Genomic DNA, 26,230 nt, shown 5'->3' on the forward strand with positions numbered 1-26,230 from the left:
GCGTTCCGTTTGCCTCACTCTAATTGGTTAGCCGTCGCCGGCATAGAACAAACATTCTATTTCGCAGATGTTTTTCCGCCTGCAATCGAGGATTAGCCGATGTCGACCCACTCGTTGGTCCTGGCCGACCGGTAGGTGGCCGAAAGCACCTTCTGGACCTCATAACCTTCGCGGAAATCGGTCGAAGGCTTTCCGCCCTTGGCAATCGCCTCAAGGAATTCGTGCACCTCGATGGCCTTAAGGTCGTTGAAGCCGATCTGGTGTCCGGGCGCCACGCAGAAGGCGCCATAGGGTGGATGTTCCGGCCCCGCCCAGATGGTGCGGAAGCCGCGGCTGCGAATGTCGTCGCCGGCATAATAGACCTTGATTTCGTTCAGTCGCTCCTGGGTAAAGGCGATGCTTCCCTTGGAACCGTAAATTTCGAAGTCATGCTGCATCTTGCGGCCGGTGGCGATCCAGTTCGCCTCGAAACTGCCGCTCGCGCCGTTCTCGAAGCGAACGAAGGCACGGGCGATGTCGTCGACTTCGACCGCACGGGTCTCTGTCGCGTCGCGCGAGACCGGACGTGCCGGTATATGGATCACGGTTTCGGCGAGAACGGATTTGATCGGCCCGACGAGGTGGCGCATGCAGGCGATGATGTGGCTGCCGATGTCGGCAAGCGCGCCGCCGCCGCTCCTCGGATCGAGACGCCAGGCCCACGGAATGTTGGCGTCGGCCATGAAATCTTCGGCATGGATGCCGCGGAACGATCGGATCTCACCGATCTCGCCGCTGTCGATGATGTCCTTGGCGAGGAAGATCAGCGGATTTTTCAGATAATTGAAGCCGACCTGGGTGACGAGGCCCGCCTTCTCGGCCGCCGCGACCATTTCGGCGCAGTCGGCAACGGTCGGCGCCAGCGGCTTCTCGCAATAGACGTGCTTGCCATGGGCGATCGCCGCCAGCGCCATCTCCTTGTGCAAGAGGTTCGGCGTGGTGATGTCGATGATGTCGATTTGCGGATCGGTCAGGAGATCGCGCCAGTCGGCGGTCGCATTCCTGAAGCCGAGACGCGCGCGGGCGACCTCGGCGCTTTCGGCGGTCGCGTCGGCAACGGTCACCAGATCCAGTTCGAAGGGCAGGTCGAAGACCCGTGCTGCGATCGCGAAGCCAAGCGCATGGGCCTTGCCCATGAAGCCCGTACCGATCAAGCCGACGCCCAGTTTGCGCTTGCCGCTCATGTCGTTCCTCCCGGGCCGAGCCCCTCGCATGACGGGTGGAAATGAAATGAAATGTGCGAAGCTTGTCAATGTGGAATGTTTGTTCGAAATTGCGTTTGCGTGTGCTGAGCGTTACAGCTCCGAGGTTTCGCTACTTTGAAAAGCACGCCATGCAAAAAGCGTTAACGCATTTTTACCATGTTCCGTGGGAACATCGCCGTGACGCTGGTCGGCGAATCGCGTTTTATCAGAAGACCTTGAACCGGAGTGATCGACGCATGTGCCGCTGGGCAGCCTATCGTGGAGAGCCGCTTTATCTTGAGGAACTGGTCACCTCACCGGCCCATTCGCTGATCGAACAGTCCCATTGCGCGACGCGAGCGAAGACGGCCACCAATGGCGACGGCTTCGGCATCGCCTGGTATGGCGATCGCGACGAGCCGGGCCGCTATCGCGACATCCTGCCCGCCTGGTCCGACTGCAACCTGAGGAGCATTGCCCGGCAGATCCGCTCCCGTCTCTTCCTCGCCCATGTTCGCGCGGCGACCGGCGGCGGCACGCGACGCGACAATTGCCACCCTTTCGTGCATGGCCGCTGGGCTTTCATGCACAACGGCCAGGTCGGCCATTTCGAGCATCTGCGCCGGCCGATGGAAAATGTGCTCGCTGACGATCTCTATGCGGCCCGCACCGGCACGACGGATTCGGAGCTGCTGTTCCTCCTGGCCCTGCAGTTCGGCCTCGACCGCAATCCCCTCGGCGCGGTTGCCGAAGCACTCGGCTTCGTAGAACGCCTGGCAGAGCAAATGAGCCTGAGGGTGCTCGTCCGCTTCACCGCGGCGTTTTCCAACGGCAATGATCTCTATGCGGTCCGCTATGCCTCCGACCGCAAGGCCCCGACCCTCTACGCCGCCCCGATGGGACCGCAGGGCGGCTATTGCCTGGTCTCGGAGCCACTCAATGACGACGACAACGCCTGGGCCGAGATTCCGGACGGCTCGGCCGTCATCGTCGGCGAAAGCGGCGTCGACGTCCGGCTTTTCAGCGCGACCGACGTTCCGGTTCGGGAGCCCGTTGCCGCGGCCTCCACGTCCTTGAAGCGCGCAAGCAGCGCCCCTGTCGCCTGATCGAGGGCGGCCGTTACGGCAAGAGCTTCGTGGCGATCAGCGCTGCGAGCTTGTCGGCCACGTCGTCCTTCGCCATCTCCGGCCACTCTTCGGTGCCGTCGCGGCCGATCAGTTTGATCCGGTTGCGGTCACCCCCCATGATGCCGGTCGCCGGCGAAACGTCGTTCGCCAGAATGTAGTCGGCGCCTTTCCTTTCGAGTTTGGCGCGGCCGTTCTCGGCGACGTTTTCCGTCTCTGCCGCAAAGCCGATCACCAGTTTTGGTCGTGATGCATGATGCCCGATGGTCTTCAGGATGTCGGGGTTCTCGGCAAGCTGCAGCGGCAGCGGGGCATCGCCCGGCCGCTTCTTGATCTTGTTGCCGGCGGCCGAGGCGACGCGCCAGTCGGCAACCGCCGCGACCATCACGGCGACATCGGCCGGCAAGGCGGTAACGACCGCGTCGCGCATCTCCTCGGCGCGCTCGACGCGGATGACGCGCACGCCGGCGGGATCGGGGATTGTCACTGGCCCGGAGACGAGGGTGACGTCCGCCCCGAGCCGCGCCAGCGCTGCGGCGATCGCATGGCCCTGTTTCCCGGATGAGCGGTTGGCGATATAGCGAACCGGGTCGATCGGCTCGTGCGTCGGCCCGGAGGTGACGATCGCCTTCCGCCCGGCAAGCGGCTTCGCGCCGGCGAGCAGATCCTCGATCGCCGCGACGATCTCCAAGGGCTCGGCCATCCGGCCCTCGCCGGCCTCGCCGCTCTCGGCCATCTCGCCCCAGGCCGGGCCGACGAAGCGGATGCCGTCGGCGGCGAGCGTCGCGCTGTTCCGACGCGTCGCCGGATGCGTCCACATCTTCGGGTTCATCGCCGGGGCGACGAGCACAGGACGATCGGTCGCGAGCAGGACGGTCGAGGCGAGATCGTCCGCGTGGCCGTTTGCCATCTTGGCCATCAGGTCGGCCGTCGCCGGCGCCACGACGACGAGGTCGCATTCGCGCGCCAGCCGGATATGGCCGACATCCTGCTCGTCCTCGCGCGAAAAGAGGTCCGTATAGACATAGGAGGCGGAAAGCGCCCCGACTGCAAGCGGCGTCACGAACTGCTGCGCCCCCGCCGTCATCACAGGCCGCACCGCGGCGCCGCGCTCGCGCAGCCGGCGGATGAGGTCGAGGCCCTTATAGGCCGCGATGCCGCCGGAAATGATGAGGAGAATACGCTTGCCCGACAGTGTCATTCCGCTTCGACCCTTGGCCGCTCCTTGTCCCTTTGTCCGGACCCTAGCCGACGGGATCGCCGCGCGCAATTGGAGCGCCGCCGGCGAGGACGTGGCCGGCAACGCTTGTACCTGCGGCGGGAAATCCGCAGCAGGTACAAGAGCGTTTCTGCCTCTGGCGCCGGTCAGCGCTCGTACGTGACCTCGATCGTTGCCTGGTCCAGCGCATTGGCCCGGACGAAGAACCCAACCATGGCGGCCGGGGCGTCTTTGTCGAGTGGGAGTTTGTCGAGGGACAGAGCGTAGACCGTGAACTGGTACCGGTGCGGCCCATGGCCTTCCGGCGGGCATGCACCACCGTAGCCGGACGAACCGAAGTCGGTGCGGCCCTCTATCGCGCCCGAGGGGAGCTTTCCCTCTCCGCTTGCGCCGGTCGCAATCTCAGTGGCATCGGCGGGAAGGTTGAACACCGTCCAGTGCCACCAGCCGGAGCCGGTGGGGGCATCGGGATCGTAGGCCATGATGGCGAAGCTCTTGGTGCCCGAGGGCGTACCCGACCATTTCAATTCTGGCGAGACATTCTTGCCGCTGCAGCCGAAGCCGTTGAAGACCTGCATATCGGCCATGGATTTTCCGGCCGCCAGGTCGCTCGAGGCCAACTTCATTTCTGCGTGCGCAGCAGTGGCGCCGATGAAACTCAGGGCGAGAAGTGTCGTGATGAAACGCATGGGTCTTTCCTGCAGTTGCTAGAGCAATTCCACGAAAAGTGTGTAACGGTTTTTCCGTCCGGAATTGCATAATTCAAAGGGTTAGGTCATTCAGCGTTTCCATGAAACAGCGAAACGATCTAATTCAGCAACCGTATTCTCAGGCGGACACGCTGTCTCTCCTGATATGCTCAACTTCTGTCCCGATCCGCTCAAATAGTCCGAAATCTCCTCGTATCTCGCGCGGATTGATGCCGAACCGCTCCTTGAATCGGGCCGAGAACTGAGATGGCGAGCCGTAGCCCACCTCCTGGGCGACATGGGCGATCGGCAGGGTGGTCGTTTGCAGCAGCGCCAGCGCCCGCGTCATGCGCGTATCGCTCAACGTTTCGCTGAAGCTGGTGTTTTCCGCTGCCAGCTTACGTCGAAGCGTGGCCTCGCTCATGTGGAAGCTGCGGGCCGCCTGGCCCAAGGTCCAGTTGTGGGCGGGGTCCAACTCGATCATCTGGCGCAGGCGATGCTGCAAGAGAGGGCTTCCTTGGTCTCCCAACACGGCGCCGCTGAGCGCGAACCAGGTGATGAGTTCGATCAAGCGGACCGTGGCGATGGGGGTGGGGAGTTTCGCGAAGCTTTCCGAAGAGCAGCAGAGATCAAACAGCTCCACTGCCTCGGCGGGCAACTCCAAAGCCTTCACCGGTAGCGCTGTTCGGGGAGGCGTGATGAAAGCCAAACGGGCGTAGGTTTCTTCGAAGAAGGCACGTGGTACAGGCAGGATGCGCGCTTTGTAGTTCTGCGGTGCCCTTGGAATGTTCTCCATGGTCATGGGCTGGTGGTCGGGCAACAGCCCAAACTCGCCGGCTGAGAGGCGCAAAGGGGGTCGCGAATAACCACGACCTTGTTGCCCGAGCGCACATGAATAAGCACGGGAGTGGTATTCGTCAGACGATGAAAGCACGTCCTTCCTCCCTGACGGATGACGGCGCCGGCTGGAACAGGAGGGGTTTCGTACTTCATGCATCCTCTTAACCTCCTCGGTTGACGAATGCCAGGCCGGTCATCGATCCCGATACGCCCGCCGCCCGCAAGTTCTGCCCATTGCTACCATTCTTTCATCGGCGCAGCCGAGCCATGGTCAGCACGTCGGTGAGTTGACCGTCACGCAAGGCGTAGGACTTCAGGACGCCCTCGGTGACGAAGCCCGCGTTGCGGTAGAGGCCGATCGCCGCTTCGTTGTCGGTGAAGACCGTCAATTCGATGCGGGAGATGCCGAGCCAGCGGTCTGCCGCCTTGATCAACGCCTCGAGCAGCGCCTTGCCGATACCGCGCCGGCGGTAGTCGTCATGGACCGACATGCCGAGGTCAGCCGCATGCTGCCGCCGCCCCTTGTGGCGGTGCAATCCGGCGAGCCCGACGATCTGTCCCTCGAACTCGGCGACGATGATCATATCGTTTTCCGTTAGGCTTTCGAGCCAACGGCGCGTCTGCTCCGGCGGTGCGAAGGGCAGGCGCAGCGTTCCGTTGCGAACGCCGGGCAGATCGCGTAAGGCGGCGAGCGCTTCCCAGTCGGCAATGGATGCGGCGCGGATATGGAGTGCGGGCGAACCAGCGTTCATTGTTTCCTCTCTCTTTTTTCCGAGGAAACAGAGCCGAACCCTGCTCGCCTCGGCAGGGTTGGCTTGAAGACACTTCGCTTAACGCAACAGGTCTCCCGCACACCCTGAGGTCTGCGTGGTCACCAGCATCACGAGCGAAAAACGATTGTCCATGGGCGGATACTATTCCAGGATACAGGAATTCTGAAGCGATTTTCCCGACGCTCAGACAAGCTGCCAGGCGATGAAAACGAGCGTTGCCGCGATCACCCAGAGTGCTAGGCGGCCCGAGCGTGTATGGCGCGCCTCCGCCTTGCCGATCGCCTCCGCCGTTTCTGGATCGAAGCGCAGGCCGTTCTCGCTCATCGCCATGATTTCCGCGGAGAAGCGTTCGGTGCGCGCCGCGATTTCCGGAAGGGCTTCGGCAACCCGAAGCGCCGCGTGCAGCCCGTCGCGCAGATCCGTGACAATGCGTTTCGGGCCAAGATTGTCGCGGATCCACTTGCCGACGACCGGCTCGGACGCCTTCCACATGTTGAAGCGTGGGTTGAGGGTGCGGGCGACGCCCTCGACGACGACCATGGTCTTCTGCAGCATGACGAGCTCGGGACGCGTCTGCATGTCGAAGAGCTCGGTCACCTCGAAGAGCAGCGTCAGAAGCTTGGCCATCGAGATCGTTTCGGCCGGCTGGCCGTGGATGGGTTCACCGATCGCCCGGATCGCCTGGGCAAAGCTCGCCGCGTCGTGATGTGAGGGTACGTAGCCCGCCTCGAAATGCACGTCGGCAACGCGCTGGTAGTCGCGCGTGATGAAGCCGAAGAGGATCTCGGCGAGGAAGCGGCGCTCCTTCTTGCCGAGCCGGCCGACAATTCCCATGTCGACGGCGACGATATGGCCGGCGTCGTCGACGAACAGGTTGCCCTGGTGCATGTCGGCGTGGAAGAAGCCGTCGCGCAGCGTGTGGCGCAGGAAAGACTGGATCAGCGTTTCGGCGAGCCGGTTGAGGTCGTGGCCGGCGCGCTTCAGACCTTCGATGTCCGACATCTTCACGCCGTCGATCCATTCCATCGTCACGACGTCGCGACCCGTGCGTTCCCAGTCGACCTTGGGTACGCGAAAACCGGAGTCTTCCTTGGTGTTCTCACCGAGTTCGGAAAGTGCGGCGGCCTCGAGCCTCAGGTCCATTTCGACCTTGGTCGTCTGTTCGAGCGTTTTCGTCACCTCGACCGGCCTCAGCCGCCGGGTATAGGGCAGGAACCGCTCCTGCATGCGCGAAACCAGGTACATCGCCTCGATATCCGAGGCGAAGCGCTGGCGCACGCCCGGACGGATGACCTTGACGGCCACCTTTTCCCGCCTGCCGTCACGCAGGACCACGGCCGGATGGACCTGAGCGATCGACGCGGCTGCCATCGCTTCGGAAAATTCGACGAACAGCGCCTCGACGGAGCGGCCGAGGGAACCTTGTATGGCGGCGCGGGCCTCGCTCTCGGGAAACGTCGCCATCCGATCCTGCAAGAGCGAGAGGTCGGCGGCGAGTTCCGCGCCGACGACATCCGGCCGTGTGGCGAGAAACTGGCCGATCTTGACATAGGAGGGGCCAAGCCGTTCGACGGCCCGGGCGAGCCGGCCGCTGCGCGCCTCGGACCGGGCTCTGCGGCGGGCAAGCAGCCCGGCGAGCCGCTGCACGAAACGCGCCAGCGGAGGAAGGTGTTCGGACGGAACCGCTGCAAAGGCGTCCTCGCGCGCCAGCACCCAGCCGATCCGCACGAGACGGAAATATGCTCCAGGCGTGCTCATGCGGTCAGATTTTCCAGCCGGAATGTAACGCTGCGATGCCGCCGGTGTAGTTGGTGAAGGAGACGCGGCCAAAGCCGGCGGTGCGGATCATCGCGGCGAAATCACGCTGGTTCGGGAACTTGCGGATCGATTCGACCAGATACTGGTAGGGCGCGTCGTCGCCGGTGACGAGCTTGCCGAACTTCGGTATCGCGTTGAACGACCAGGCATCGTAGAAGCGGTCCAAGAGCGGCATCTCGACGTCGGAGAATTCGAGCACCAGGAGCCGGCCGCCGCGCTTCAGCACGCGGTGGGCCTCCGCGAGCGCCACCTCGATGCGCGGCACATTGCGAATGCCGAAGGCGATCGTATAGGCATCAAAGGAATTCGCCGCGAAGGGCAGGTCCTCGGCATTCGCCTCGACGAATTCGAGATTGGCGAGGAGCCCCTTCTTGCGGGCCCGTTCGGCGCCGACGGCGAGCATCGAGCCATTGATGTCGAGCACCGTCGCATGCGCCCGGCGGTCGGAGGCTTCGACGATGCGGAAGGCGACATCGCCGGTGCCGCCAGCGACGTCGAGCACCCGGTAGTGCTCCCGGCGCGGCGGGTTGAGCGCGGCGATCATCGCATTCTTCCAGACGCGATGCAGACCGGCCGACATCATGTCGTTCATGATGTCGTAGCGTTTGGCGACCTTGTGGAAGACGTCGTTGACGAGCGGCTGCTTTTCGCCCGTGCCGACTTCGCGGAAACCGAAGGAGGTCTCCATTCCGCCATCGGCCGATACGCGCTCATCCGTCATACGAAAACTCCACTCCAACGAATTTTGCCGGCACCATAGCGAAATCATCCCGCCCGCGCTATCTCAGCGGCGGGATCTGGGCGCGACATAGCGCATCCCTATAGGATATCAATCTGGCTATGGGAATGGCGCGTTCACAGCACTCCGGCGTTGTGCGTCTTTGAGACACACAACGCTCCCTGTAAGAATGTTGCGGACGGAATGAACAAAGAATGAAGGACGACGGCCGATGCCGGAACTGCCTGAGGTCGAAACGGTCAAACGGGGATTGGCGCCGACGATGGAGGGGGCCCTGCTGGTGCGCGCCGAACTGCGCCGGCCGGACCTGCGCTTTCCCTTTCCCGACAATTTCGCCACCGCCATTTCTGGCCGCCGCATCCTCGCGCTGTCGCGTCGGGCCAAATATCTGATGATCGACCTCGAAGGCGGCGATGTGATAGTTGCGCATCTCGGCATGTCCGGGTCGTTCCGCATCGAGGCCGGCGCGGAGCCGACAGTGCCCGGCGAATTCCATCGACCGCGCAGCAAGGATGAGAAGCACGACCATGTGATCTTCCATCTCGAGGGAGGGTCCGGCCAGACGCGCATCATCTACAACGACCCGCGCCGCTTCGGCTTCATGGACCTGGCGCGGCGCGATACGATCGCCGAGCACGCCTTCTTCCGCGATCTCGGCGAGGAGCCGACTGGCAATGCGCTCGACGCCGCTTATCTGGCTGTCCGGTTCACCGGAAAGTCGCAGCCGCTGAAGACGGCGCTGCTGGACCAGAGGACGATCGCTGGCCTCGGCAATATCTATGTGTGCGAGGCGCTGTGGCGATCGGGCTTGTCGCCGAACAGGGCTGCCGGAACGCTGGTCGACAAGCGCGGACGCCCGAAGCAGGCCTTGTTCGCGCTTGTGGAGGCGATCCGCGCTGTGATTGCCGACGCGATCGCTGCCGGTGGCTCGTCGCTCAAGGACCATATCCAGGCAGATGGCAGCCTCGGCTATTTCCAGCATGCCTTTTCCGTCTACGATCGGGAGGGCGAGGCTTGCCGTACGCTGGACTGCGGCGGTACGGTCGCCCGCATCGTTCAGGCAGGGCGTTCGACCTTCCATTGCCCGCGCTGCCAGAAATAGAGCTTGCCGCAATCGAGATCGAAGTGGAGGAGACGACATGAGTTACGAGACGCTGCTGGTCGAAACGCGCGGGCGCGTCGGCCTGATCACCCTCAATCGGCCGCAGGCGCTGAATGCGCTGAATTCGACGCTGATGCGCGAGCTTGACGCGGCGTTGAAAACCTTCGATGCGGACAAGGGCGTCGGCGCGATCGTCATCACCGGCTCGGACAAGGCATTCGCGGCCGGCGCCGATATCAAGGAAATGCAGTCGCTCGATTTCGTCGACAGCTACCTTGGCGACTTTCTCGGCGGTTGGGAGCATGTCGCCGGGGCCCGCAAGCCGATGATTGCGGCCGTTTCCGGCTTTGCGCTTGGCGGCGGCTGCGAGCTCGCCATGATGTGCGACTTCATCATCGCATCGGAGACGGCGAAATTCGGTCAACCGGAAATCACCCTCGGCGTCATTCCCGGCATGGGCGGGTCGCAGCGCCTGACGCGCGCGGTCGGCAAAGCGAAGGCGATGGACCTGATCCTGACCGGCCGCATGATGGACGCTGCCGAGGCGGAGCGGGCGGGCCTCGTTGCGCGCATCGTCGCACCCGAGAGGCTGATGGAAGAGGCGCTCGCCGCGGCGGAAAAGATCGCCTCGCTCGCGCTTCCGGCGGTGATGATGGCGAAGGAGGCGGTCAACCGCTCGCTGGAAGTGACGCTTGCCGAGGGCCTCCGTTTCGAGCGGCGGCTCTTCCAGGCGCTTTTCGCCACCGAAGACCAGAAGGAAGGGATGGCCGCCTTCGTCGGCAAGCGCAAGGCGGATTTCAAACACAGGTGAATGCGGAAGCGCGGGTTTTCGCAAAATGCGCGTTGACGCAAGGGCGGTTTCCCGCTATACGCCGCCCTCAGTTTGAAACGCCATCTCGCATGGCTTTCCGATACTGCTCCCGAATTGCTTTGGTTGACAGGTCGCAGTGACCCGGCACGGCGAAGGCGGAGTTCATGTCAGTTTTCGAAGAGAGGCATCAATGGCCAATACAACTTCGGCGAAAAAGGCGACTCGCAAGATCGCGCGCCGTACCGCAGTGAACAAGGCTCGTCGTTCGCGCGTCCGCAACTTCGTACGCAAGGTTGAAGAGGCGATCGCTTCCGGCGATCAGGCGCTCGCCGCTGCTGCCCTGCAGGCAGCCCAGCCGGAGCTGATGCGGGCCGCCACCAAGGGCGTGCTGCATGGCAATACCGCATCGCGCAAAGTGTCTCGTCTGGCGCAGCGCGTGAAGGCCCTTTCGGCCTAACCCGGCTAAATAATAAGCAATTGACGAAAAGCCCGGCGCACGCGCCGGGCTTTTCGGATTCATAATTCTGCCATTGTCATAGCTAACCTGCCCGGATGGCGGTTGTGTCAGGGCCGTGACAGAAATGTGCAAGTGATTTCAACGGGTTGCGCGAGGTTCCCGCCAGCGTCACGTCTCCGTGTGGCGCCGTCTTCGACGCAATGTGAGTCAAGAAAATTTTTATTTTTTTTCTTTTTCGCCAGCTAATCATGGCGGCAAAAATCAAAACCCTTGATTCAAAAGCGATTCTTGCGGGACTCGCAAACGCCCATGCAAAACGCCGCACGAGAGTCAACCGGCAGCGCTTAAGAAGCGGTAAAAATCGCCATTGATCTTGCCCCTCGATCCTGCCTAAATGGCTTCCACAGGGGACACGGATCACATCTGTATAAAGAGGTTTGAAGTCATTTCAACGAGATGGCTTTGGATTATCTGTTCCCTGTGGCGGGGGAAATCCACGTCGTTCAATCAGACAAGTCGAGATGGTTAAGCCGGACGAGCTTCGTCGCGGAACGAGGACATTTCGCCTTACGGTTGTGGGTGTGGTTCCCATCGATACTGTGTCGGTGTGCGTTCAAGAGGAAAGGAGACCACCTCGGCTACCCGCTTCGTACGAGGGGTGCGGTGTAGTCACAATGGGTAGGACCGGATGGCTTGAAGACGGCCGCACGGAATCGATAGGACTAGGCGCGAGGGGACATTCGCTTGATCGAGGCGAGCGGGTGAGCGCAGCGCGCGGCGGGACGGGATATGAGGAGCCCGGTTTCGTTGCGACAGGGCGTTCGTCGGGCGCGGCATGGCTTTGGAGGCAGCCGTGTCCGATGGACATAAAGATGAGGCCGGCAGCGAATGACGGCATCGGATAATGATATTGGAAGGCGGCAAAATGCAGATGAATTTGGCGACGGCGTCTGAAGGAATTCAGGCCGGAAGCAATCAGTCTCAGGCGGCGGGGGAAAAGCACGACATGCGGCATGACGCACTTTTCGAGCGGGTAAGTGCGCGTTTAAAAGCCCAGGTCGGTCCGGATGTCTTCGCCAGCTGGTTCGGGCGTCTCAAGCTCCATTCGGTATCGAAAAGTGTCGTGCGCCTGTCGGTGCCTACGACTTTTTTGAAGTCGTGGATCAACAATCGCTATCTCGATCTGATCACCAACCTTTTCCAGCAGGAAGACGGTGAGATCCTGAAGGTGGAGGTCCTCGTCCGTACCGCGACCCGCGGCCAGCGTCCGGCGGTTCACGAAGAGGCAGTGCTTGCGGCAGCCGAACCGGCGCCGGCTGCCCCTGCCCGCCGTGCGGCCTCGCCACAGCCGGTCGCCGCTGCCGCTGCCACGGTCGCAGCCGCCGCAAGGCCGACGCAGGCGCCGCTTTTCGGTTCGCCGCTCGACCAGCGCTACAATTTCGAGAGCTTCGTCGAGGGCTCGTCCAACCGCGTGGCGCTTGCTGCGGCGCGCACGATCGCGGAGGCCGGCGCCGGCGCCGTGCGCTTCAATCCGCTGTTCATCCATTCCAGCGTCGGCCTCGGCAAGACGCATCTATTGCAGGCGGTCGCGCTTGCTGCGCTGCAAAGCGCACGGGCGCCGCGTGTCGTCTATCTTACGGCGGAATATTTCATGTGGCGTTTCGCCACCGCGATCCGTGACAACGACGCGCTGTCGCTGAAGGAATCGCTGCGTAATATCGATCTTCTCGTCATCGACGACATGCAGTTCCTGCAGGGCAAGTCGATCCAGCATGAATTCTGCCATCTGCTCAACATGCTGCTCGACTCGGCCAAACAGGTGGTCGTGGCGGCGGACCGGGCGCCCTGGGAGCTGGAATCGCTCGACAGCCGCGTTCGTTCGCGCCTGCAGGGCGGCGTGGCGATCGAGATGGAGGGGCCTGACTACGACATGCGCCTCGAAATGCTGAAGCGCCGTCTCGAAGCGGCCCGCCAGGACGATGCGTCGCTCGACATTCCGCAAGATATCCTGAGCCATGTAGCGCGCAATGTCACAGCCAGCGGCCGCGAGCTGGAAGGGGCCTTCAACCAGCTCCTCTTCCGCCGCTCCTTCGAGCCGCAGCTGTCGATCGAGCGTGTCGATGAGCTGCTCGGCCATCTCGTCAATGCCGGCGAGCCGCGCCGCGTCCGCATCGAGGATATCCAACGGGTCGTCGCCAAGCACTACAATGTCTCGCGCCAGGAACTGGTCTCGAACCGCCGCACGCGCGTCATCGTCAAGCCGCGCCAGATCGCCATGTACCTGTCGAAGACGCTGACGCCGCGCTCCTTCCCGGAAATAGGCCGCCGTTTCGGCGGCCGCGATCACACGACCGTTTTGCACGCGGTACGCAAGATCGAGGAACTGATCGCCGGCGACACAAAGCTCAGCCACGAAGTCGAGCTCCTGAAACGACTGATCAACGAGTAGGTGCGATCGTTTGTGTAATCTACAGCTTACGAAGGGCCCGGGTTAGCCGGGCTTTTTTGTGCGAAGCTGCCGGCAACCTGTATTCCACAGCATGGCCGGCAACCGAAACGCCGCTTGGCTCGAAGTCAGACGCATTGCCAGATGGCATTTTTTTCGTCCCGTTTGTCGGCTATCTCTTTCGTCATTCGTCCTTTTGATCGAAGCGGGAGAGGTCTCGATGCTTTACGCTGTGCTTTGCTACAACAATGAAGACGTAACGAGCGCCTGGAGCCAGGAGGAGGAAGACAAGGTCATGCGTGATCTTACCGCCGTCCAGCGAAAGTATGTCGAGGCCGGCAAGCTCGGCCCCGTCGCGCGGCTCCTGCCGACGACCGCGGCCACCACATTGCGCCACAGCCGGGGAGAGACCGTTGTCATGGATGGTCCCTTTGCCGAGACCAAGGAGCAGTTGCTCGGCTTTTACCTGATCGATTGCGTATCGCTCGATGAGGCGCTGGATTTCGCCCGCGAATTGAGTGCCGCCAATCCGGCCGCGGGTTCCTACGAGATTCGCCCCCTGTCTCTGTTCAAACCGGGTGAGCTTGCCCCATGACCGACACGGCCTGGATCGACCTTGCCCTGGTATCCGCGCGGCCGCAGGCAATGGGCGCGCTGCTGCGCTATTTCCGCAGTCTCGATCTGGCGGAAGAGGCCTTCCAGGAGGCCTGCATCCGGGCATTGAAGACCTGGCCGAAGAACGGACCGCCGCGCGATCCTGCCGCCTGGCTGATTTTCGTCGGCCGCAACAGCGGTATCGACAAGGTGCGGCGGCAAGCGCGTGAAACGGCGCTGCCGCCGGGAGAGCTGCTCTCCGATCTCGAGGACCGGGAGAGCGAACTGGCCGACCGCCTCGACGGGGCGCACTACCGCGACGATATCCTGCGGCTGCTCTTCGTCTGCAGCAATCCGGCCCTGCCGGCCACCCAGCAGATCGCACTGGCGCTCCGGATCGTTTCCGGCCTGTCCGTCAAGCAGATCGCCCGCGCCTTCCTTGTCGGCGAGGCGGCGATGGAACAGCGCATCACCCGCGCCAAGGCGCGAGTGGCTGCCGCCGGCATCCCGTTCGAAACGCCCGACGCCGCCGACCGCGCCGAGCGGCTCGCGGCGGTCGCCACGATGATCTACCTCGTCTTCAACGAGGGCTATTCGGCCATGAACGGCCCGGACGGGGTCTCCGCCGATCTCTGCGACGAGGCAATCCGCCTGTCCCGGCTGTTGCTCCGGCTGTTTCCGTCGGAGCCGGAGATCATGGGGCTGACGGCGCTTTTGCTCCTCCAGCATTCGCGCGCGCGCGCCCGTTTCGACGCTCATGGCGCCATCATCCTGCTCGAGGACCAGGACCGGCGGCTGTGGAACAGGCCGATGATCACCGAGGCCTTGGCGATGATCGACAAGGCGATACGTCATCGTCGCCCCGGGCCCTACCAGATTCAGGCCGCGATCGCAGCGCTGCATGCACGCGCCGAGCGTCCGGAGCTGACGGATTGGAACGAGATCGAGCTGCTCTACCAAGCGCTCGAGCGGCTGCAGCCATCGCCGGTCGTCACGCTCAACCGGGCGGTCGCCGTGTCGAAACGCGACGGGCCAGAAGCGGCGCTGGCGCTGGTCGAACCGCTCGCCGATAGGCTCTCCAGCTATTTCTATTATCACGGCCTGCGCGGCGGCCTGCTCAAGCAGCTTGACCGCAGCCGCGAGGCGCGCGTCGCCTTCGACCGGGCGATCGCGCTTGCCACCAATGCCGCCGAGGCCGCCTATATCCGCAAGCAGCTCGACCACCTGGAGGCCGACGCGATCGCTTCGATAACGCCGGCAGAAGAAAAACAATAAAACGTCGTCGGCAGCTGTCGGAATCCGAACGTCCCGGTCGTCCTAGGTTCGAACCCACCACGGAGGAATTGGAAATGACTGCAGCTACCGAAATCGACCCCATCAATGACCGCGAACTGGTTCTGATCCGCCTGATCGATGCACCGCGCGAAAAGGTCTATCGCGCCTTCACGGATGCCGAGCTCCTGAAGCAATGGTTCGCTCCCTTGCCGTGGACGATCACCGAAGCGGAGCTCGACGTCAGGCCAGGCGGCACGAACCGCTTCGTCATGCGATCGCCGGAGGGCGAGCTCTATCCCAATCAGGGTGTCTATCTGGAGGTCGTGCCGAACGAGAAGCTGGTCATGACGGACGCATATACGGAAGCCTGGAAGCCCTCCGAAAAGCCGTTCATGACGGCGATCCTGACCTTTGAGGACGAGGGCGGGAAGACCCGCTACACCGCTCGCGCCCGCCACTGGAGCGTCGCGGACCGCGAGACCCACGAGAAGATGGGCTTTCACGAGGGCTGGGGCCAATGCGCCGACCAGCTAGCGGCACTCGTCGCAAGACTCTGAGAGGAGGATAATTCATGTCCATCACCGAGAGCAGCAACGCCGCGGAGATTCGCGCAGTGATCGAAGACTGGGCGGAGGCCATGCGGCAGAAGGATGCGGGCCGCGTCCTTTCCCACGGCACGGAGGATTGCCTGGTCTTTTCTCTGGCGCCGCCGCTCAAGGCCTCGGACGCCGGTGCCGGGGAACTTGAGCAGTGGTTTTCGACGTGGAAAGGTCCGCTCGGCTACCGGCTTCAGGACCTCGAGATTTCGTCAAGCGATGACGTCGCGTTCGCCACGGCATTGGCGCATCTCTCCGGCGAAAAGCAAAATGGCGACAAACCGGCGCTCTGGTACCGCCAGACGCTCGGTCTGAAGCGCACCGACAAGGGATGGAAGATCGCTCATCAGCATGAATCCGTCCCCTTCTATATGGACGGAAGCGTCAAGGCGGCGATCGACCTCGATCCTACGTCGCAGGTCGACTGGGACGCGCCCTCGCATCCGCCGATGGCCGGCGTCGTCGCTTATCTCAACGTCGAGAATGCGGACGCAACTGCCAAATTCTACAGCCGTGCCTTTGGCGCCAAGGAGGAGGACCGCAAGTATGCCGAGGACGGCAAGCGCCTTATTCATTGCCACCTGACGATCAATGGCGGCGCGCTGATGCTGAACGATCCCTTCCCGGAATTCGGCATTCCCTGGAAGCCGCCGGAGGGCTTCGTGCTGCACCTCATTGTCGACGACGCCAATTTCTGGTGGAAGCGCGCGGTGGCCGCGGGGGCGGAAGTGACGATGCCGCTGGAGATCGCCTTCTGGGGCGACTATTACGGCCAGTTGCGCGACCCCTTCGGCGTCACATGGGGGATCGTCGCTCCGGTGAAGAAGAGCGACTGACGAGACCGGCGGGGCATAAGCTACCGCCCGGCGTGAACGAACTTGTGCGTCGGGCGGTGAAACAGAGCGCAATTCTTGCGGCTGATTTCTTAATCTTCGCGAAGTGCCGATGGACGGCCCACGCGAGGTAACATGATCCTGCATTATCAGACCCACTCTCCCTTTGCCCGTAAGACGCTCGTCTTTGCCCACGAAGCCGGGATCGCGGACCGGCTGGAGATCCTTCATCATGAGACGAGCCCGACCTTGCGCAACGATCGGGTTTACGCCGAGAATCCGCTCGGCAAGGTGCCCGTGCTGCTGCGCACCGAAGGGGCACCGATCTTCGATTCCGACGTGATCTGCGCCTATCTCGACACTATCCATGACGGCACGAAACTCATTCCAGAGAGCGGTGATAGCTGGTGGCAGGCACTGACGCTGCAATCGGTCGCGCAAGGTCTGGCGCAGACCGGCATAGCGCTACGCTGGGAAACCGTGCGGCGGCCGGAACCGTTACGCTACGGTGCGCTTCGGGACGGCTATAACGAAAAGATCGAGGCGACCTATGACTGGTTGGAGACGGTTCCGGACCTCGATGCGCCGCTGCATGTCGGCCATATTGCGCTGGCGACTGCGCTTTCCTGGATGGCGTTCCGCGCTCTGCCGTCCTTTCGCGACCGACCCAGGCTGACCCGGTGGTTCGACCAATTCGAGCGGCGTCCTTCTATGAGGGCGACGCCGCTCTCGGGCGATACACATGACTGAACGACTGAACGTTCCGGCAAGCGAGCGGCGCTCTGACACGGCCGCCGCGCTCAAAATTTTCAGCAGGCGAGATCGGCTACGACCGCGTCCAGGATGAGCATGCCGGCTGGAGTGCAGCGCAGGCGTGAATTGCCGATGCGTTCGATGAAGCCGTGCTCGATGAGGAACTGTTCGCGGTCGGGATCCGGATCGCGGCCGGAAAGTGTCTGCCAGCGAGCGAGATCGACGCCTTCCCGAAGCCTCAGGCCCATCAGCAGCAATTCGTCGGCCTGCGCCTCGAGGTCGAGCGGCTCCTGCTCGGTGATGCCTTCGCCGCGCTCCTCGACGAGCCGCAGCCATGCCTCGGGATTGCGTTCCGTTGCAGTCGCAATCTTGCTAGGGCCGTCCGTAAGCCGCCCGTGGGCACCGGGGCCGATACCCGCATAGTCGCCGTAGCGCCAATAGGTGAGGTTGTGGCGGCTTTCCGCCCCCCGCAGGGCATGGTTGGAGACCTCATAGGCGGGCATGCCGATCGCCGCTGTGATCTCCTGCGTCGCCTCGTAGAGCACCGCCGACTGTTCGCCGTCCGGCACGGTCAGCTTGCCTGCCTTGTGCAGCCCGAAAAAGGGCGTGCCCTCCTCGATGGTGAGCTGATAGAGCGAGAGATGGTCGACGGCGTAGGATACCGCTTCCTTCAGCTCGCGCTCCCATTCCTCGACGGTCTGGTTCGGACGGGCGTAGATCAGGTCGAAGGACATGCGCGGGAAGATCTCGCGCGCCAGCCGTACCGCCTTCAGCGCATCCTCGACATTGTGCAGCCGGCCGAGGAATTTGAGATCGCGGTCGTTCAGAGCCTGGACGCCCAGCGAGACGCGGTTGACGCCGGCCGCCCGGTAACCGTGGAAGCGCGTCGCCTCGACGCTCGAGGGATTGGCCTCCATGGTGATCTCGATGCCGTCCGGCACATGCCAGTGCCGGGCGATGCCCTCGAGGATCGCACCGACGGTCGCAGGCTCCATCAGCGACGGCGTGCCGCCGCCCATGAAGATGCTGGTCACGGTTCTCGGGCCGGACAGCGCCCGCACCGACGCCATTTCCTGGAGGAAGGCAGCGATGAAGCGCGGCTGGTCCACCGGCTGGTGGCGGACATGGCTGTTGAAGTCGCAATAGGGGCATTTGGCTGCGCAGAACGGCCAGTGCACATAGACCCCGAAGCCGGGGTCCATGCCGTCACCGATTGCCGAAAGCGGGACCGTCTGGATCATTGGTTTCTCAGGCGCCGAGGCAGGTCTCGGCAAAGAGCTTGAAGGCCCGGGCGCGATGCGAAAGCGCTTCGCTGTCGCCCGGCTTCCAGCCGTGCTTTTCTTCCGCGCTCATCTCGCCGAATGTGGTGTCGTAGCCCTGGGGCTGGAACACAGGATCATAGCCGAAGCCGCTCGTCCCGCGCGGCGGCCAGACGACCTTGCCCTCGACCTCGCCGCGAAAGAGTTCGACATGTCCGTCCGGCCAGGCAAGACAGAGCACCGAGACGAACCGGGCCGTCCGATCCTCCGGCTCAGTAGCTCCGTTCTCCTGAAGCGCCTTCTCGACCCTTTCCATCGCCATGGCGAAATCGCGGCTGCCGTCTTCGCGCTCCGCCCAATTGGCGGTGTAGACACCGGGGGCGCCGCCGAGCGCATCGACGGCAAGGCCGGAATCATCCGAAAGCGCTGGCAGGCCGGAGGCTCTGGCCGAGGCCAGTGCCTTGATCGCCGCATTCTCCTCGAAGGTCGTGCCGGTTTCCTCCGGCTCGATGAAATTGAGATCGGCGGCCGATTTTGCCTCGAAGCCGAGCGGTCCGATCAAATCGCGGATTTCGCGGATCTTGCCGGCATTGTGGCTCGCGACCACGAGCGTCTTGTCAACGAGTTTGCGCATCTATTCTTGTTCCGTCCAAACTTCAAAGCCGCATCAATCGATTGCCCAGAGGCCGGGTTCCGCGCACTCCAGACTGTTTCCGGCCGGGTCGCGGAAGTAGAAGGAGCGGGCGCCGTTCGGCCAGCGGATATCCGCCTCGATCGCCACGCCAGCCGTCTCCAGCTTCGCCTTCCAGGTGTCGAGCGCCTCTGCCGCGATGCGGAAGCACATATGCCCCTCGCCCTTAGTGCCATGCGGCGGCACGGGCAGCGCGCCGGTCGCGGGCGGCTTCATCGTTTCCGCCGCGTTGAAGATCAACAGCACGCCGTCGCCGCAGCGGAAGAAGACATGGCGGTCGCCGACGCGGGTGATCCGCTCAAGGCCGAGCACGTTGCCGTAGAACGCTTCGGCGGCGTCGAGATCATCCGCGTAGAGCGCGGTTTCGAGGATGCCTTCAAGAGCGGGAGCCAACGTCGATCCTCTCGAATTTCAGGGAACCCGGGCGTAGGCGCCCGCGCAGCCCTAGCCGGCGATCGCCTGCTTCTGCAACGCGACGAGCTCGGAAATGCCGTCCTTGGCGAGTCGCATCAGGCTTGCGAATTCTTCCTCCGTGAAGGGTTTTCCTTCCGCCGTTCCCTGGATCTCGACCAGTCCACCGCTGCCCGTCATGACGAAATTGGCATCGGTCTCAGCGGCCGAGTCTTCCAGATAGTCGAGGTCCACAACTGCCTGGTTGGCAAAGATGCCGCAGGAAATGGCGGCGACATGGTCCCTGAGCACCCTTTCGAGCTTGATCATGTTGCGCGCTTCCATCCATTTCAGACAATCGTGCAGCGCGATCCAGGCGCCGGTGATCGAGGCGGTGCGGGTGCCGCCGTCCGCCTGGATCACGTCGCAGTCGATCGAGATCTGACGCTCGCCGAGCGCCGGCAGGTCGACGACGGCTCGAAGCGAACGGCCGATCAGCCGCTGGATTTCCTGCGTGCGGCCGCTCTGCTTGCCGGCTGACGCCTCGCGCCTCATCCGCTCGCCGGTCGCCCGCGGCAGCATGCCGTATTCGGCCGTGATCCAGCCCTTGCCGCCGTTGCGCAGCCAGGCGGGAACCTTTTCCTCGAGGCTCGCCGTGCACAGGACATGCGTGTCGCCGAAGCGCACGAGGCAGGACCCTTCCGCATGCTTGGAGAAATTGCGCTCGAAGGAAACCTTGCGCATTTGGTCGGTTTTTCTGCCCGATGGCCGCATCGTCGACTCCTATTTATCTGCTGAGCCTTCTAGATCATGGCGGGGGTAAAGGGAACCGGTTCGTATCGGGACAGGGCGGTGATTTTTCCCTTTTGCCATTGTCCCCGCTGGCCACTATATTCTGCGGGGACACGAACGGCTGTTTGCATGGAGTGACATGGTACTGCGCAACCCTGAAACGAAGGGGGTCGCATCGACGCTGGATGAGCGCTCCGGCGAGATCTTCCGCCGCATCGTGGAGACCTATCTGGAAAGCGGCGAGCCGCTCGGGTCCCGCAATCTCTCGCGGCTCCTGCCGATGTCGCTGTCGCCGGCCTCGGTGCGCAATGTCATGAGCGATCTCGAGGGTCTGGGGCTCATCTATTCCCCTCATGTCAGCGCAGGACGGTTGCCGACCCAGACGGGATTGCGCTTCTTTGTCGATGCTTTCATGCAGGTCGGCAGTCTTTCCCCCGAAGAGCGGACCTCGATCGAGCGGCAGGTGCGGCGTGCAGAACGTGATCAGCCGATCGACAGCCTTCTTGCCGAGGCAAGCCAGATGCTTTCCGGCATGTCCCGCGGCGCCGGCCTCGTCATCACGACGAAAAGCGATCCGGTGCTGAAGCATGTCGAATTCATCCGCCTCGCCCCGACCAAGGCGCTTGCCGTTCTCGTCGGCGAGCACGACCAGGTGGAGAACCGCATCATCGAGCTGCCGGCGGGCGTCACCAGCGCACAGCTCACCGAAGCGGCGAACTTCGTCAATGCCCATCTTGCCGGGCAGACCATCCCCGAACTGCGGTCCCAACTCGAGAAGGTCAAGCAGACCGTGCGCGGCGAACTCGACGCGCTGTCGCAGGATCTGGTCGAGCGGGGGCTTGCGATCTGGTCGGGCAGCGAGGGCGACGAGAAGCCGGCACGACTCATCGTTCGCGGCCGTGCCAATCTGCTCGAGGGCCTGGAAGGAACCGAGGACATCGAACGGCTGCGCATGCTGTTCGACGATCTCGAAAAGAAGGACAGCCTGATCGAACTCCTCAATCTTGCAGAAAGCGGCCCCGGAGTGCGCATCTTCATCGGCTCGGAAAACAAGCTGTTTTCGCTCTCCGGATCGTCGCTGATCGTCGCCCCCTATCGCGACAGCGACGACCGGATCATCGGCGCCGTCGGGGTCATCGGACCGACGCGGCTCAACTATTCGCGGATCGTCCCTATGGTGGATTACACTGCCCAGCTGATGTCGCGCCTATCGCGCTGAGCGAATCCTTTTGGGCGATAGACCGATTGGACCCTTGATTTTTCGGGCCCAAACCTCGATATCGGCTTCAAATCCAGGCAACAGAGCGTTCAAGCAAAGCGACTTCCGCTGGTTTGATGATACCGAACACATCAATGAGAAGACATTCGGAGAACGTCATGACCGACGAAACGAACAAGAACGGACCTGAGGCTGCAGCGCCGGAAGAGACTGTAACGACGGCCGCGCCGGAAGCGGAAGCGCCGGAAGCCGATGCTTCCGCCGCTGCGCCCGATGCGCTGGAGCTCGCCAAGGCGGAAAGTGCGGAGCTGCGTGACAAATATCTTCGCCTCGCCGCCGAGATGGACAATCTGCGCCGCCGCACCGAGCGCGAGGTGAAGGACGCAAAGTCCTATTCCGTTGCCGGTTTCGCGCGCGACATGCTGGCCGTGTCCGACAATCTGCGCCGCGCGCTGGAGGCCATTCCGGCCGAGGCGAGGGAATCCGGCGATGCCGGCCTCATGGCGCTCATCGAAGGCGTCGAAATGACCGAACGCTCCATGTTGGCGGCGCTCGAGCGCCACGGCGTGAAGCAGTTGGACCCGACCGGCCAGAGGTTCGATCCGAACTTCCATCAGGCCATGTTCGAAGTTCCGAACGCCGAGGTCCCGAACAACACGGTCGTTCAGGTCGTCCAGGCCGGCTACACGATCGGCGAACGAGTCCTGCGCCCGGCCATGGTCGGTGTCGCCAAGGGCGGCCCGAAGGTCGCCGCAGCGGAAAGCGAAACGCCCGCCGCCTGACGGCGGACGCGGATTAAGACTATGAAAAGAGCGCCGCGCCTTCCCCGGATGCGCGGCGTTTGCCTATTTGGAGCTAAGGCGGAAATCCGATCCGATTGCTGCCGCTGAAGTCGGAAAAGGGGTCGATACCCCCTCTGCCTGCCGGGCAATCTCCCCCACGAGGAGGGAGATTGGCCAGAAGCAAAGGCCCGCCCGACAGCGAGTTTGCAAACCGCCGAACCGCTGAATTCAACGGCATGCTCGCCAGCCAGATTGGGTTGCCCTAGGCAAAGAGCTGCCGTAGGTGGTCGTTTAGAAACCGACATTCCGGGTCGACCTTCGCCCTTAGCGCCCGAAAATCGCCGGAGCGCGGATAGAGCGCCGTCACGTCTTCGGCGCCGAGGAAGTGCAGCTTGCCCCAATGCGGCCGCGAGCCGTATTGGCGCAGGATCGTGTCGACGTCCTTCAGGTAGTCCCAATAGTCGGTGCCGGGCTCGCCGGAAACGGAGAGCGTGATCGAGTCCTGCTCGTAGAACGGGCTGATCCAGCCGGAATCGCCGGCGGTGAAGCGGTATTCGATCGGATAGATGCAGGTCGGGTGCTTTTCGAGCATCAGCTTGCGCACGGCCTTGACGGCCTCCTTGCCGTGCGCGACCGGCACCGCATATTCGAGCTCGTGGAAGTTGGGGACATATTCGATCGGGTAGATTTCCGAGGAATAGGCGATCCGTTCGAAGGCGTCATCCATCGGCGGCCGATCGGTGATGTCGATCACCTTCATTTCGCAGACGTCGGCGGTCTTCTCCGTCGTCGAGACGGACGACGTATCTGGAAGGCAGTAGCAATGACGGCTTTCGGGAACCGGGCACCAGAAGAAGCCGAAATGACGGTGCTTGGCGGCGAGTTCGTCATGCTGCTCCATGCACTCGTCGAAGTCGCAGCGCCAGAGCTTTTCGTGCAGGTTGTAGCTGTCCATCACCTGCAGCGTGATTTCTGAGATGACCCCCAGCATGCCGACGGAGACGCGGGACGCCTCCAAGAGATCCGGGGTCGTCTCGTCGACGACGAGGATCGAGCCGTCCGGCTGGACGAGGCGCATGCCGACGATCTGCGACGCCATGTTGCCGAGCGCCGCGCCGGTGCCGTGCGTGCCGGTGGTCAGCGCGCCGGCCAGCGCCTGGCTGTCGATATCGCCCTGGTTGATGAGCGACAGGCCGTTCGATTTCAGCGCCTTGCCGAGTTGGTTGATCGTCGTCCCGGCACTCACCGACACGCGTTTGCGCGTCTGGTCGATATTGGCTACGCCCTGCATGCCGGAAAGCGTCAGGTGCAAGCCGCTGGTCAAGGCGACGGGCGTGAAGGAGTGGCCGGAGCCGGCGCAGCGCACGTTGAGACCGGCCGACGTCGCTTGCCGCACCATCTCGGCAAGTTCCGCTTCGCTCCCCGGCACGCCCCGGTGACGGACGATACACGACTGATTGCCGACCCAGTTGCGCCAATGACCACCCGCTTGCAGCATCCTTATCTCCTCAGACAGCCGTGAAGCAATTGTCGACGAACAGGTGCGTGCCGTTGACGAAGCTCGACTCGTCGCACGCCAGGAATAGGGCGGCGTTGGCGACCTCCATCGGATCGCACATCCGCCCCTGCTGGGCGGCGATCGCCGCTTCGGACACGTCGACCCCGTATTTGCTCAAGCCGGCGACCTCGCGCTTGCCGTGATCGGTGGCGATGAAGCCGGGGCAGACGGCATTGCAGCGAATGCCCCGGTCGCGAAACTCGACGGCGATTGCCCGGGCGAACATGTGGCACGCGCCCTTGGTCGTATCGTAAAGCACTTCCATCGGCGTCGCCGCGACCGCGGAAATCGACGAGGTGCAAACGATGCTGCCGCCACCGGCGCCGATCATCCCGGGAAGCACCGCCTTGGTCATCAGGAACATGCTGCGCACGTTCACCGCCATCAGCCGGTCCCACTCTTCCTCTTCCGTTTCGAGGAAGGGACCGACGGCAAGAATGCCGGCATGGTTGAAGAGGACGGTTATCGGACCGAAAGCATCTTCGACGGTACGCACCGCGGCGCTGACCTCGGCCGAGACCGAGACATCGGCGGCCGCGAACACGGCTTGCCCGCCCTCGGCGCGAATGGCCTCGGCAACCTCCTCGCCCTTGCTTTTCGGCAGGTCGACAATGCCGACCTTGGCGCCCTCGCGCGCGAAGAGCTGGGACGCCGCCAGCCCGCAGCCACCGGCGCCGCCGCTGATCAGCGCGACCTTGCCCGCAAGCCTGCCCGTCATGATGTCCTCCTCCCGCATCCCCGGTCGTGGATCGGATGCTGTGGTGGATTATTGTTGACGGCGGGGAAACTGTCGATAGCCCCTCGGAATATGCGGCAGCAGTCTTTCGGAGATTGGCGAGGAGCAGCGTAACGCTTGAATTACTTGGTCAATCCGGCCTCACGCAGCCCGCGTTGCGTCGACAAGCCGACGGAAACACGATCGCCGCTCGTCGGCGTAGGCCGAGCTTTCAGATGAGCCTTGCCGCTCCTGGCGGCCGCTTCTCACGCGGCGTGCGAGGTCGTGTCTTCGTTGAGAAGCATGTAGATGGCGCTTGCGGAGTCGGTCCCGCGGATTCGCGTCACCATGTCGTGGTCGCGCAGCACCCGCGCAATGCGCGACAGTGCTTTCAGATGATCGGCTCCGGCTCCCTCCGGCGCGAGCAGAAGGAAGACGAGATCCACCGGCTGGTCGTCGAGCGCCTCGAAGTCCACCGGCGTATCGAGCCTGGCGAAGATGCCGATGAGCGAAGAAAGGTTGCCGAGCTTTCCGTGCGGGATGGCGATGCCGTTGCCGACGCCGGTCGAACCGAGTCGTTCGCGCTGCAGGATGACGTCGAAAATCTCCCGCTCCGGCAGACCGGTGAGTTTCGATGCTCTTGCCGCCAATTCCAGAAGGAGTTGTTTTTTCGAGTTGGCCCTCATGGCCGGGATGATCGCATTTTGATGCAGCAAGCCTGCCAATGCCATTCTTTTATCCTCGTTCGCCGGTTAGGGCCCGACAACTTGATCACAAATATGCCGCAATGGCTCTAACCATCTTTAGCCTGGCGGATCCCATGCACAGGAAAATCGAGCTTTCCCGGCGGCCCGCCGATCGGAGCGGCGGGGAAGGCCGACCGTGCCGGCGTTCCCCAATCCCACTCATCTTTTGATATTGGCGGCGTCGATCCAGCCAATATTTCCATCGTTGCGCCGATAGACGATGTTCAGATCTTCCTTGCCGGGGGTACGAAACATCAGCACCGGTTCGTCCGTCATGTCGAGCGCCATGACGGCGTTGGCGACGGACATCGTCCTCAGTTGTTTCGTGGTTTCGGCAACGATGGTCGGTGCATAATCATCGGGAACTTCCTCGTCCTCGAAAGGCACCGAGTCCATTACCATGTAGGCCACCTCGGCGGCATTCTGACCATTGCCGTTGTGATGGTCCTTGAGCTTGCGCTTGTAGCGCCGGAGCCGCTTCTCAATGCGGTCCGAGGCCGCGTCAAAAGCCGCCTGTGGCTCATTCGCCTGACCATTCGCCTGCAAGACCACGCCCGTATCGAGATGAAGCTTGCAGTCGGCGCTGAAGCGTGAGCCGGATTTTTCCACAGTGACCTGGCTTGAATATCCTCCGTCGAAATATTTGGTTACGGCCTCGCGGACCTGCTCGCCTATGCGCGAGCGAAACGATTCGCCGATTTCCATATGTTTACCGGATACACGCACACTCATGGAGTTTCCTCTCTCGTTCGTGACTTGCGTATCCAGTCTATTCCAAGCGCTTCC

26 protein-coding genes and 1 pseudogene are annotated in these 26,230 nt (G+C 62.9%); 12 read left to right on the top strand and 15 right to left on the bottom strand.

Going from position 1 to position 26,230, the window contains the following annotated elements:
- Window positions 1-92: 92 nt before the first annotated feature.
- Window positions 93-1,223: a Gfo/Idh/MocA family oxidoreductase gene (locus CO676_RS01125; RefSeq protein WP_097519380.1), complete on the bottom strand. Its 1,131-nt coding sequence runs from the start codon at window positions 1,221-1,223 to the stop codon at window positions 93-95.
- A gap of 257 nt (window positions 1,224-1,480) precedes the next feature.
- Here CO676_RS01125 and CO676_RS01130 point away from each other — a divergent pair, with 257 nt between their 5' ends.
- Window positions 1,481-2,329, top strand: coding sequence for a class II glutamine amidotransferase (locus CO676_RS01130; RefSeq protein WP_014766811.1), 849 nt, complete (start codon window positions 1,481-1,483; stop codon window positions 2,327-2,329).
- A 13-nt stretch (window positions 2,330-2,342) separates the two neighbouring features.
- Here CO676_RS01130 and coaBC read toward each other — a convergent pair whose 3' ends face one another.
- From coaBC to ubiE, 6 genes and pseudogenes are all read right to left on the bottom strand, one after another.
- Entirely contained in the window at window positions 2,343-3,548 is a 1,206-nt protein-coding gene (coaBC, locus tag CO676_RS01135; protein WP_097519382.1) for a bifunctional phosphopantothenoylcysteine decarboxylase/phosphopantothenate--cysteine ligase CoaBC, read from the bottom strand.
- 164 nt (window positions 3,549-3,712) lie between these two features.
- Window positions 3,713-4,255: a YbhB/YbcL family Raf kinase inhibitor-like protein gene (locus tag CO676_RS01140; RefSeq protein WP_097519383.1), complete on the bottom strand. Its 543-nt coding sequence runs from the start codon at window positions 4,253-4,255 to the stop codon at window positions 3,713-3,715.
- A 139-nt stretch (window positions 4,256-4,394) separates the two neighbouring features.
- Window positions 4,395-5,248, bottom strand: a pseudogene (locus tag CO676_RS01145) (helix-turn-helix transcriptional regulator).
- Window positions 5,249-5,343: 95 nt separating this feature from the next.
- Window positions 5,344-5,847: a GNAT family N-acetyltransferase gene (locus tag CO676_RS01150; protein WP_097519384.1), complete on the bottom strand. Its 504-nt coding sequence runs from the start codon at window positions 5,845-5,847 to the stop codon at window positions 5,344-5,346.
- Between the two features lie 204 nt (window positions 5,848-6,051).
- A complete protein-coding gene (gene ubiB, locus CO676_RS01155) occupies window positions 6,052-7,626 on the bottom strand; it encodes a 2-polyprenylphenol 6-hydroxylase (RefSeq protein WP_097519385.1) in 1,575 nt (524 codons plus the stop codon).
- A 4-nt stretch (window positions 7,627-7,630) separates the two neighbouring features.
- Window positions 7,631-8,407, bottom strand: coding sequence for a bifunctional demethylmenaquinone methyltransferase/2-methoxy-6-polyprenyl-1,4-benzoquinol methylase UbiE (gene ubiE, locus CO676_RS01160; protein WP_097519386.1), 777 nt, complete (start codon window positions 8,405-8,407; stop codon window positions 7,631-7,633).
- 229 nt (window positions 8,408-8,636) lie between these two features.
- Between ubiE and mutM the strand changes: the two genes are divergently transcribed.
- From mutM to CO676_RS01205, 9 genes are all read left to right on the top strand, one after another.
- Window positions 8,637-9,527 carry a bifunctional DNA-formamidopyrimidine glycosylase/DNA-(apurinic or apyrimidinic site) lyase gene (gene mutM, locus CO676_RS01165; RefSeq protein WP_014766818.1) on the top strand — a complete coding sequence of 297 codons (891 nt, stop codon included), beginning with the start codon at window positions 8,637-8,639 and terminating at the stop codon, window positions 9,525-9,527.
- A 37-nt stretch (window positions 9,528-9,564) separates the two neighbouring features.
- Window positions 9,565-10,338 (top strand): enoyl-CoA hydratase, encoded by a 774-nt coding sequence (locus CO676_RS01170; RefSeq protein ID WP_014766819.1) that lies wholly within the window; start codon window positions 9,565-9,567, stop codon window positions 10,336-10,338.
- A gap of 190 nt (window positions 10,339-10,528) precedes the next feature.
- Window positions 10,529-10,795, top strand: a complete 267-nt coding sequence (gene rpsT, locus CO676_RS01175; protein WP_014766820.1) for a 30S ribosomal protein S20 — start codon at window positions 10,529-10,531, stop codon at window positions 10,793-10,795.
- A gap of 925 nt (window positions 10,796-11,720) precedes the next feature.
- Entirely contained in the window at window positions 11,721-13,244 is a 1,524-nt protein-coding gene (dnaA, locus tag CO676_RS01180) for a chromosomal replication initiator protein DnaA (protein ID WP_245424237.1), read from the top strand.
- A gap of 217 nt (window positions 13,245-13,461) precedes the next feature.
- A complete protein-coding gene (locus CO676_RS01185) occupies window positions 13,462-13,836 on the top strand; it encodes a YciI family protein (protein ID WP_014760809.1) in 375 nt (124 codons plus the stop codon).
- The gene (locus tag CO676_RS01190) at window positions 13,833-15,110 is read left to right on the top strand and encodes an RNA polymerase sigma factor (RefSeq protein WP_097519387.1); all 1,278 of its coding nucleotides are present in this window, start codon (window positions 13,833-13,835) and stop codon (window positions 15,108-15,110) included. Before CO676_RS01185 ends, CO676_RS01190 begins: the two co-directional genes overlap by 4 nt.
- 74 nt (window positions 15,111-15,184) lie before the next feature.
- Entirely contained in the window at window positions 15,185-15,667 is a 483-nt protein-coding gene (locus CO676_RS01195; RefSeq protein ID WP_014760811.1) for an SRPBCC family protein, read from the top strand.
- Between the two features lie 14 nt (window positions 15,668-15,681).
- Window positions 15,682-16,542 carry a nuclear transport factor 2 family protein gene (locus tag CO676_RS01200; protein ID WP_014760812.1) on the top strand — a complete coding sequence of 287 codons (861 nt, stop codon included), beginning with the start codon at window positions 15,682-15,684 and terminating at the stop codon, window positions 16,540-16,542.
- Between the two features lie 132 nt (window positions 16,543-16,674).
- A complete protein-coding gene (locus tag CO676_RS01205; protein ID WP_097519388.1) occupies window positions 16,675-17,289 on the top strand; it encodes a glutathione S-transferase in 615 nt (204 codons plus the stop codon).
- Between the two features lie 59 nt (window positions 17,290-17,348).
- Here CO676_RS01205 and hemW read toward each other — a convergent pair whose 3' ends face one another.
- The 4 genes from hemW to rph are packed head-to-tail and all read right to left on the bottom strand — an operon-like array spanning window position 17,349 to window position 20,406.
- Entirely contained in the window at window positions 17,349-18,533 is a 1,185-nt protein-coding gene (gene hemW, locus CO676_RS01210; protein WP_014760814.1) for a radical SAM family heme chaperone HemW, read from the bottom strand.
- 7 nt (window positions 18,534-18,540) lie between these two features.
- Window positions 18,541-19,185 carry an RdgB/HAM1 family non-canonical purine NTP pyrophosphatase gene (gene rdgB, locus CO676_RS01215; RefSeq protein ID WP_097519389.1) on the bottom strand — a complete coding sequence of 215 codons (645 nt, stop codon included), beginning with the start codon at window positions 19,183-19,185 and terminating at the stop codon, window positions 18,541-18,543.
- 33 nt (window positions 19,186-19,218) lie between these two features.
- Window positions 19,219-19,635, bottom strand: a complete 417-nt coding sequence (locus CO676_RS01220) for a VOC family protein (protein ID WP_097519390.1) — start codon at window positions 19,633-19,635, stop codon at window positions 19,219-19,221.
- A gap of 51 nt (window positions 19,636-19,686) precedes the next feature.
- A complete protein-coding gene (gene rph / locus CO676_RS01225) occupies window positions 19,687-20,406 on the bottom strand; it encodes a ribonuclease PH (protein ID WP_097519391.1) in 720 nt (239 codons plus the stop codon).
- A 157-nt stretch (window positions 20,407-20,563) separates the two neighbouring features.
- Between rph and hrcA the strand changes: the two genes are divergently transcribed.
- Together hrcA and grpE are read left to right on the top strand one after the other, a co-directional pair.
- The gene (hrcA, locus tag CO676_RS01230) at window positions 20,564-21,643 is read left to right on the top strand and encodes a heat-inducible transcriptional repressor HrcA (protein WP_014760818.1); all 1,080 of its coding nucleotides are present in this window, start codon (window positions 20,564-20,566) and stop codon (window positions 21,641-21,643) included.
- Between the two features lie 158 nt (window positions 21,644-21,801).
- On the top strand, window positions 21,802-22,425 hold the full coding sequence (gene grpE, locus CO676_RS01235; RefSeq protein WP_014760819.1) for a nucleotide exchange factor GrpE: 624 nt from the start codon (window positions 21,802-21,804) through the stop codon (window positions 22,423-22,425).
- A 262-nt stretch (window positions 22,426-22,687) separates the two neighbouring features.
- Here the strand turns inward: grpE and CO676_RS01240 are convergent, their stop codons facing one another.
- The 4 genes from CO676_RS01240 to raiA all read right to left on the bottom strand — a co-directional run bounded on the left by CO676_RS01240 (window position 22,688) and on the right by raiA (window position 26,176).
- Complete coding sequence (locus CO676_RS01240) at window positions 22,688-23,923, bottom strand: D-arabinono-1,4-lactone oxidase (RefSeq protein ID WP_014760820.1); 1,236 nt, start codon at window positions 23,921-23,923, stop codon at window positions 22,688-22,690.
- Between the two features lie 10 nt (window positions 23,924-23,933).
- Window positions 23,934-24,701, bottom strand: coding sequence for an SDR family NAD(P)-dependent oxidoreductase (locus tag CO676_RS01245; RefSeq protein WP_014760821.1), 768 nt, complete (start codon window positions 24,699-24,701; stop codon window positions 23,934-23,936).
- Window positions 24,702-24,964: 263 nt separating this feature from the next.
- Window positions 24,965-25,429, bottom strand: a complete 465-nt coding sequence (gene ptsN, locus CO676_RS01250) for a PTS IIA-like nitrogen regulatory protein PtsN (RefSeq protein ID WP_014760822.1) — start codon at window positions 25,427-25,429, stop codon at window positions 24,965-24,967.
- A 174-nt stretch (window positions 25,430-25,603) separates the two neighbouring features.
- Window positions 25,604-26,176, bottom strand: a complete 573-nt coding sequence (raiA, locus tag CO676_RS01255) for a ribosome-associated translation inhibitor RaiA (protein ID WP_014760823.1) — start codon at window positions 26,174-26,176, stop codon at window positions 25,604-25,606.
- Between the last annotated feature and the right edge of the window lie 54 nt (window positions 26,177-26,230).

Origin of the sequence: Sinorhizobium sp. BJ1 (genome assembly GCF_002531555.1) — a bacterium.
GTDB lineage: Bacteria > Pseudomonadota > Alphaproteobacteria > Rhizobiales > Rhizobiaceae > Sinorhizobium > Sinorhizobium fredii_B.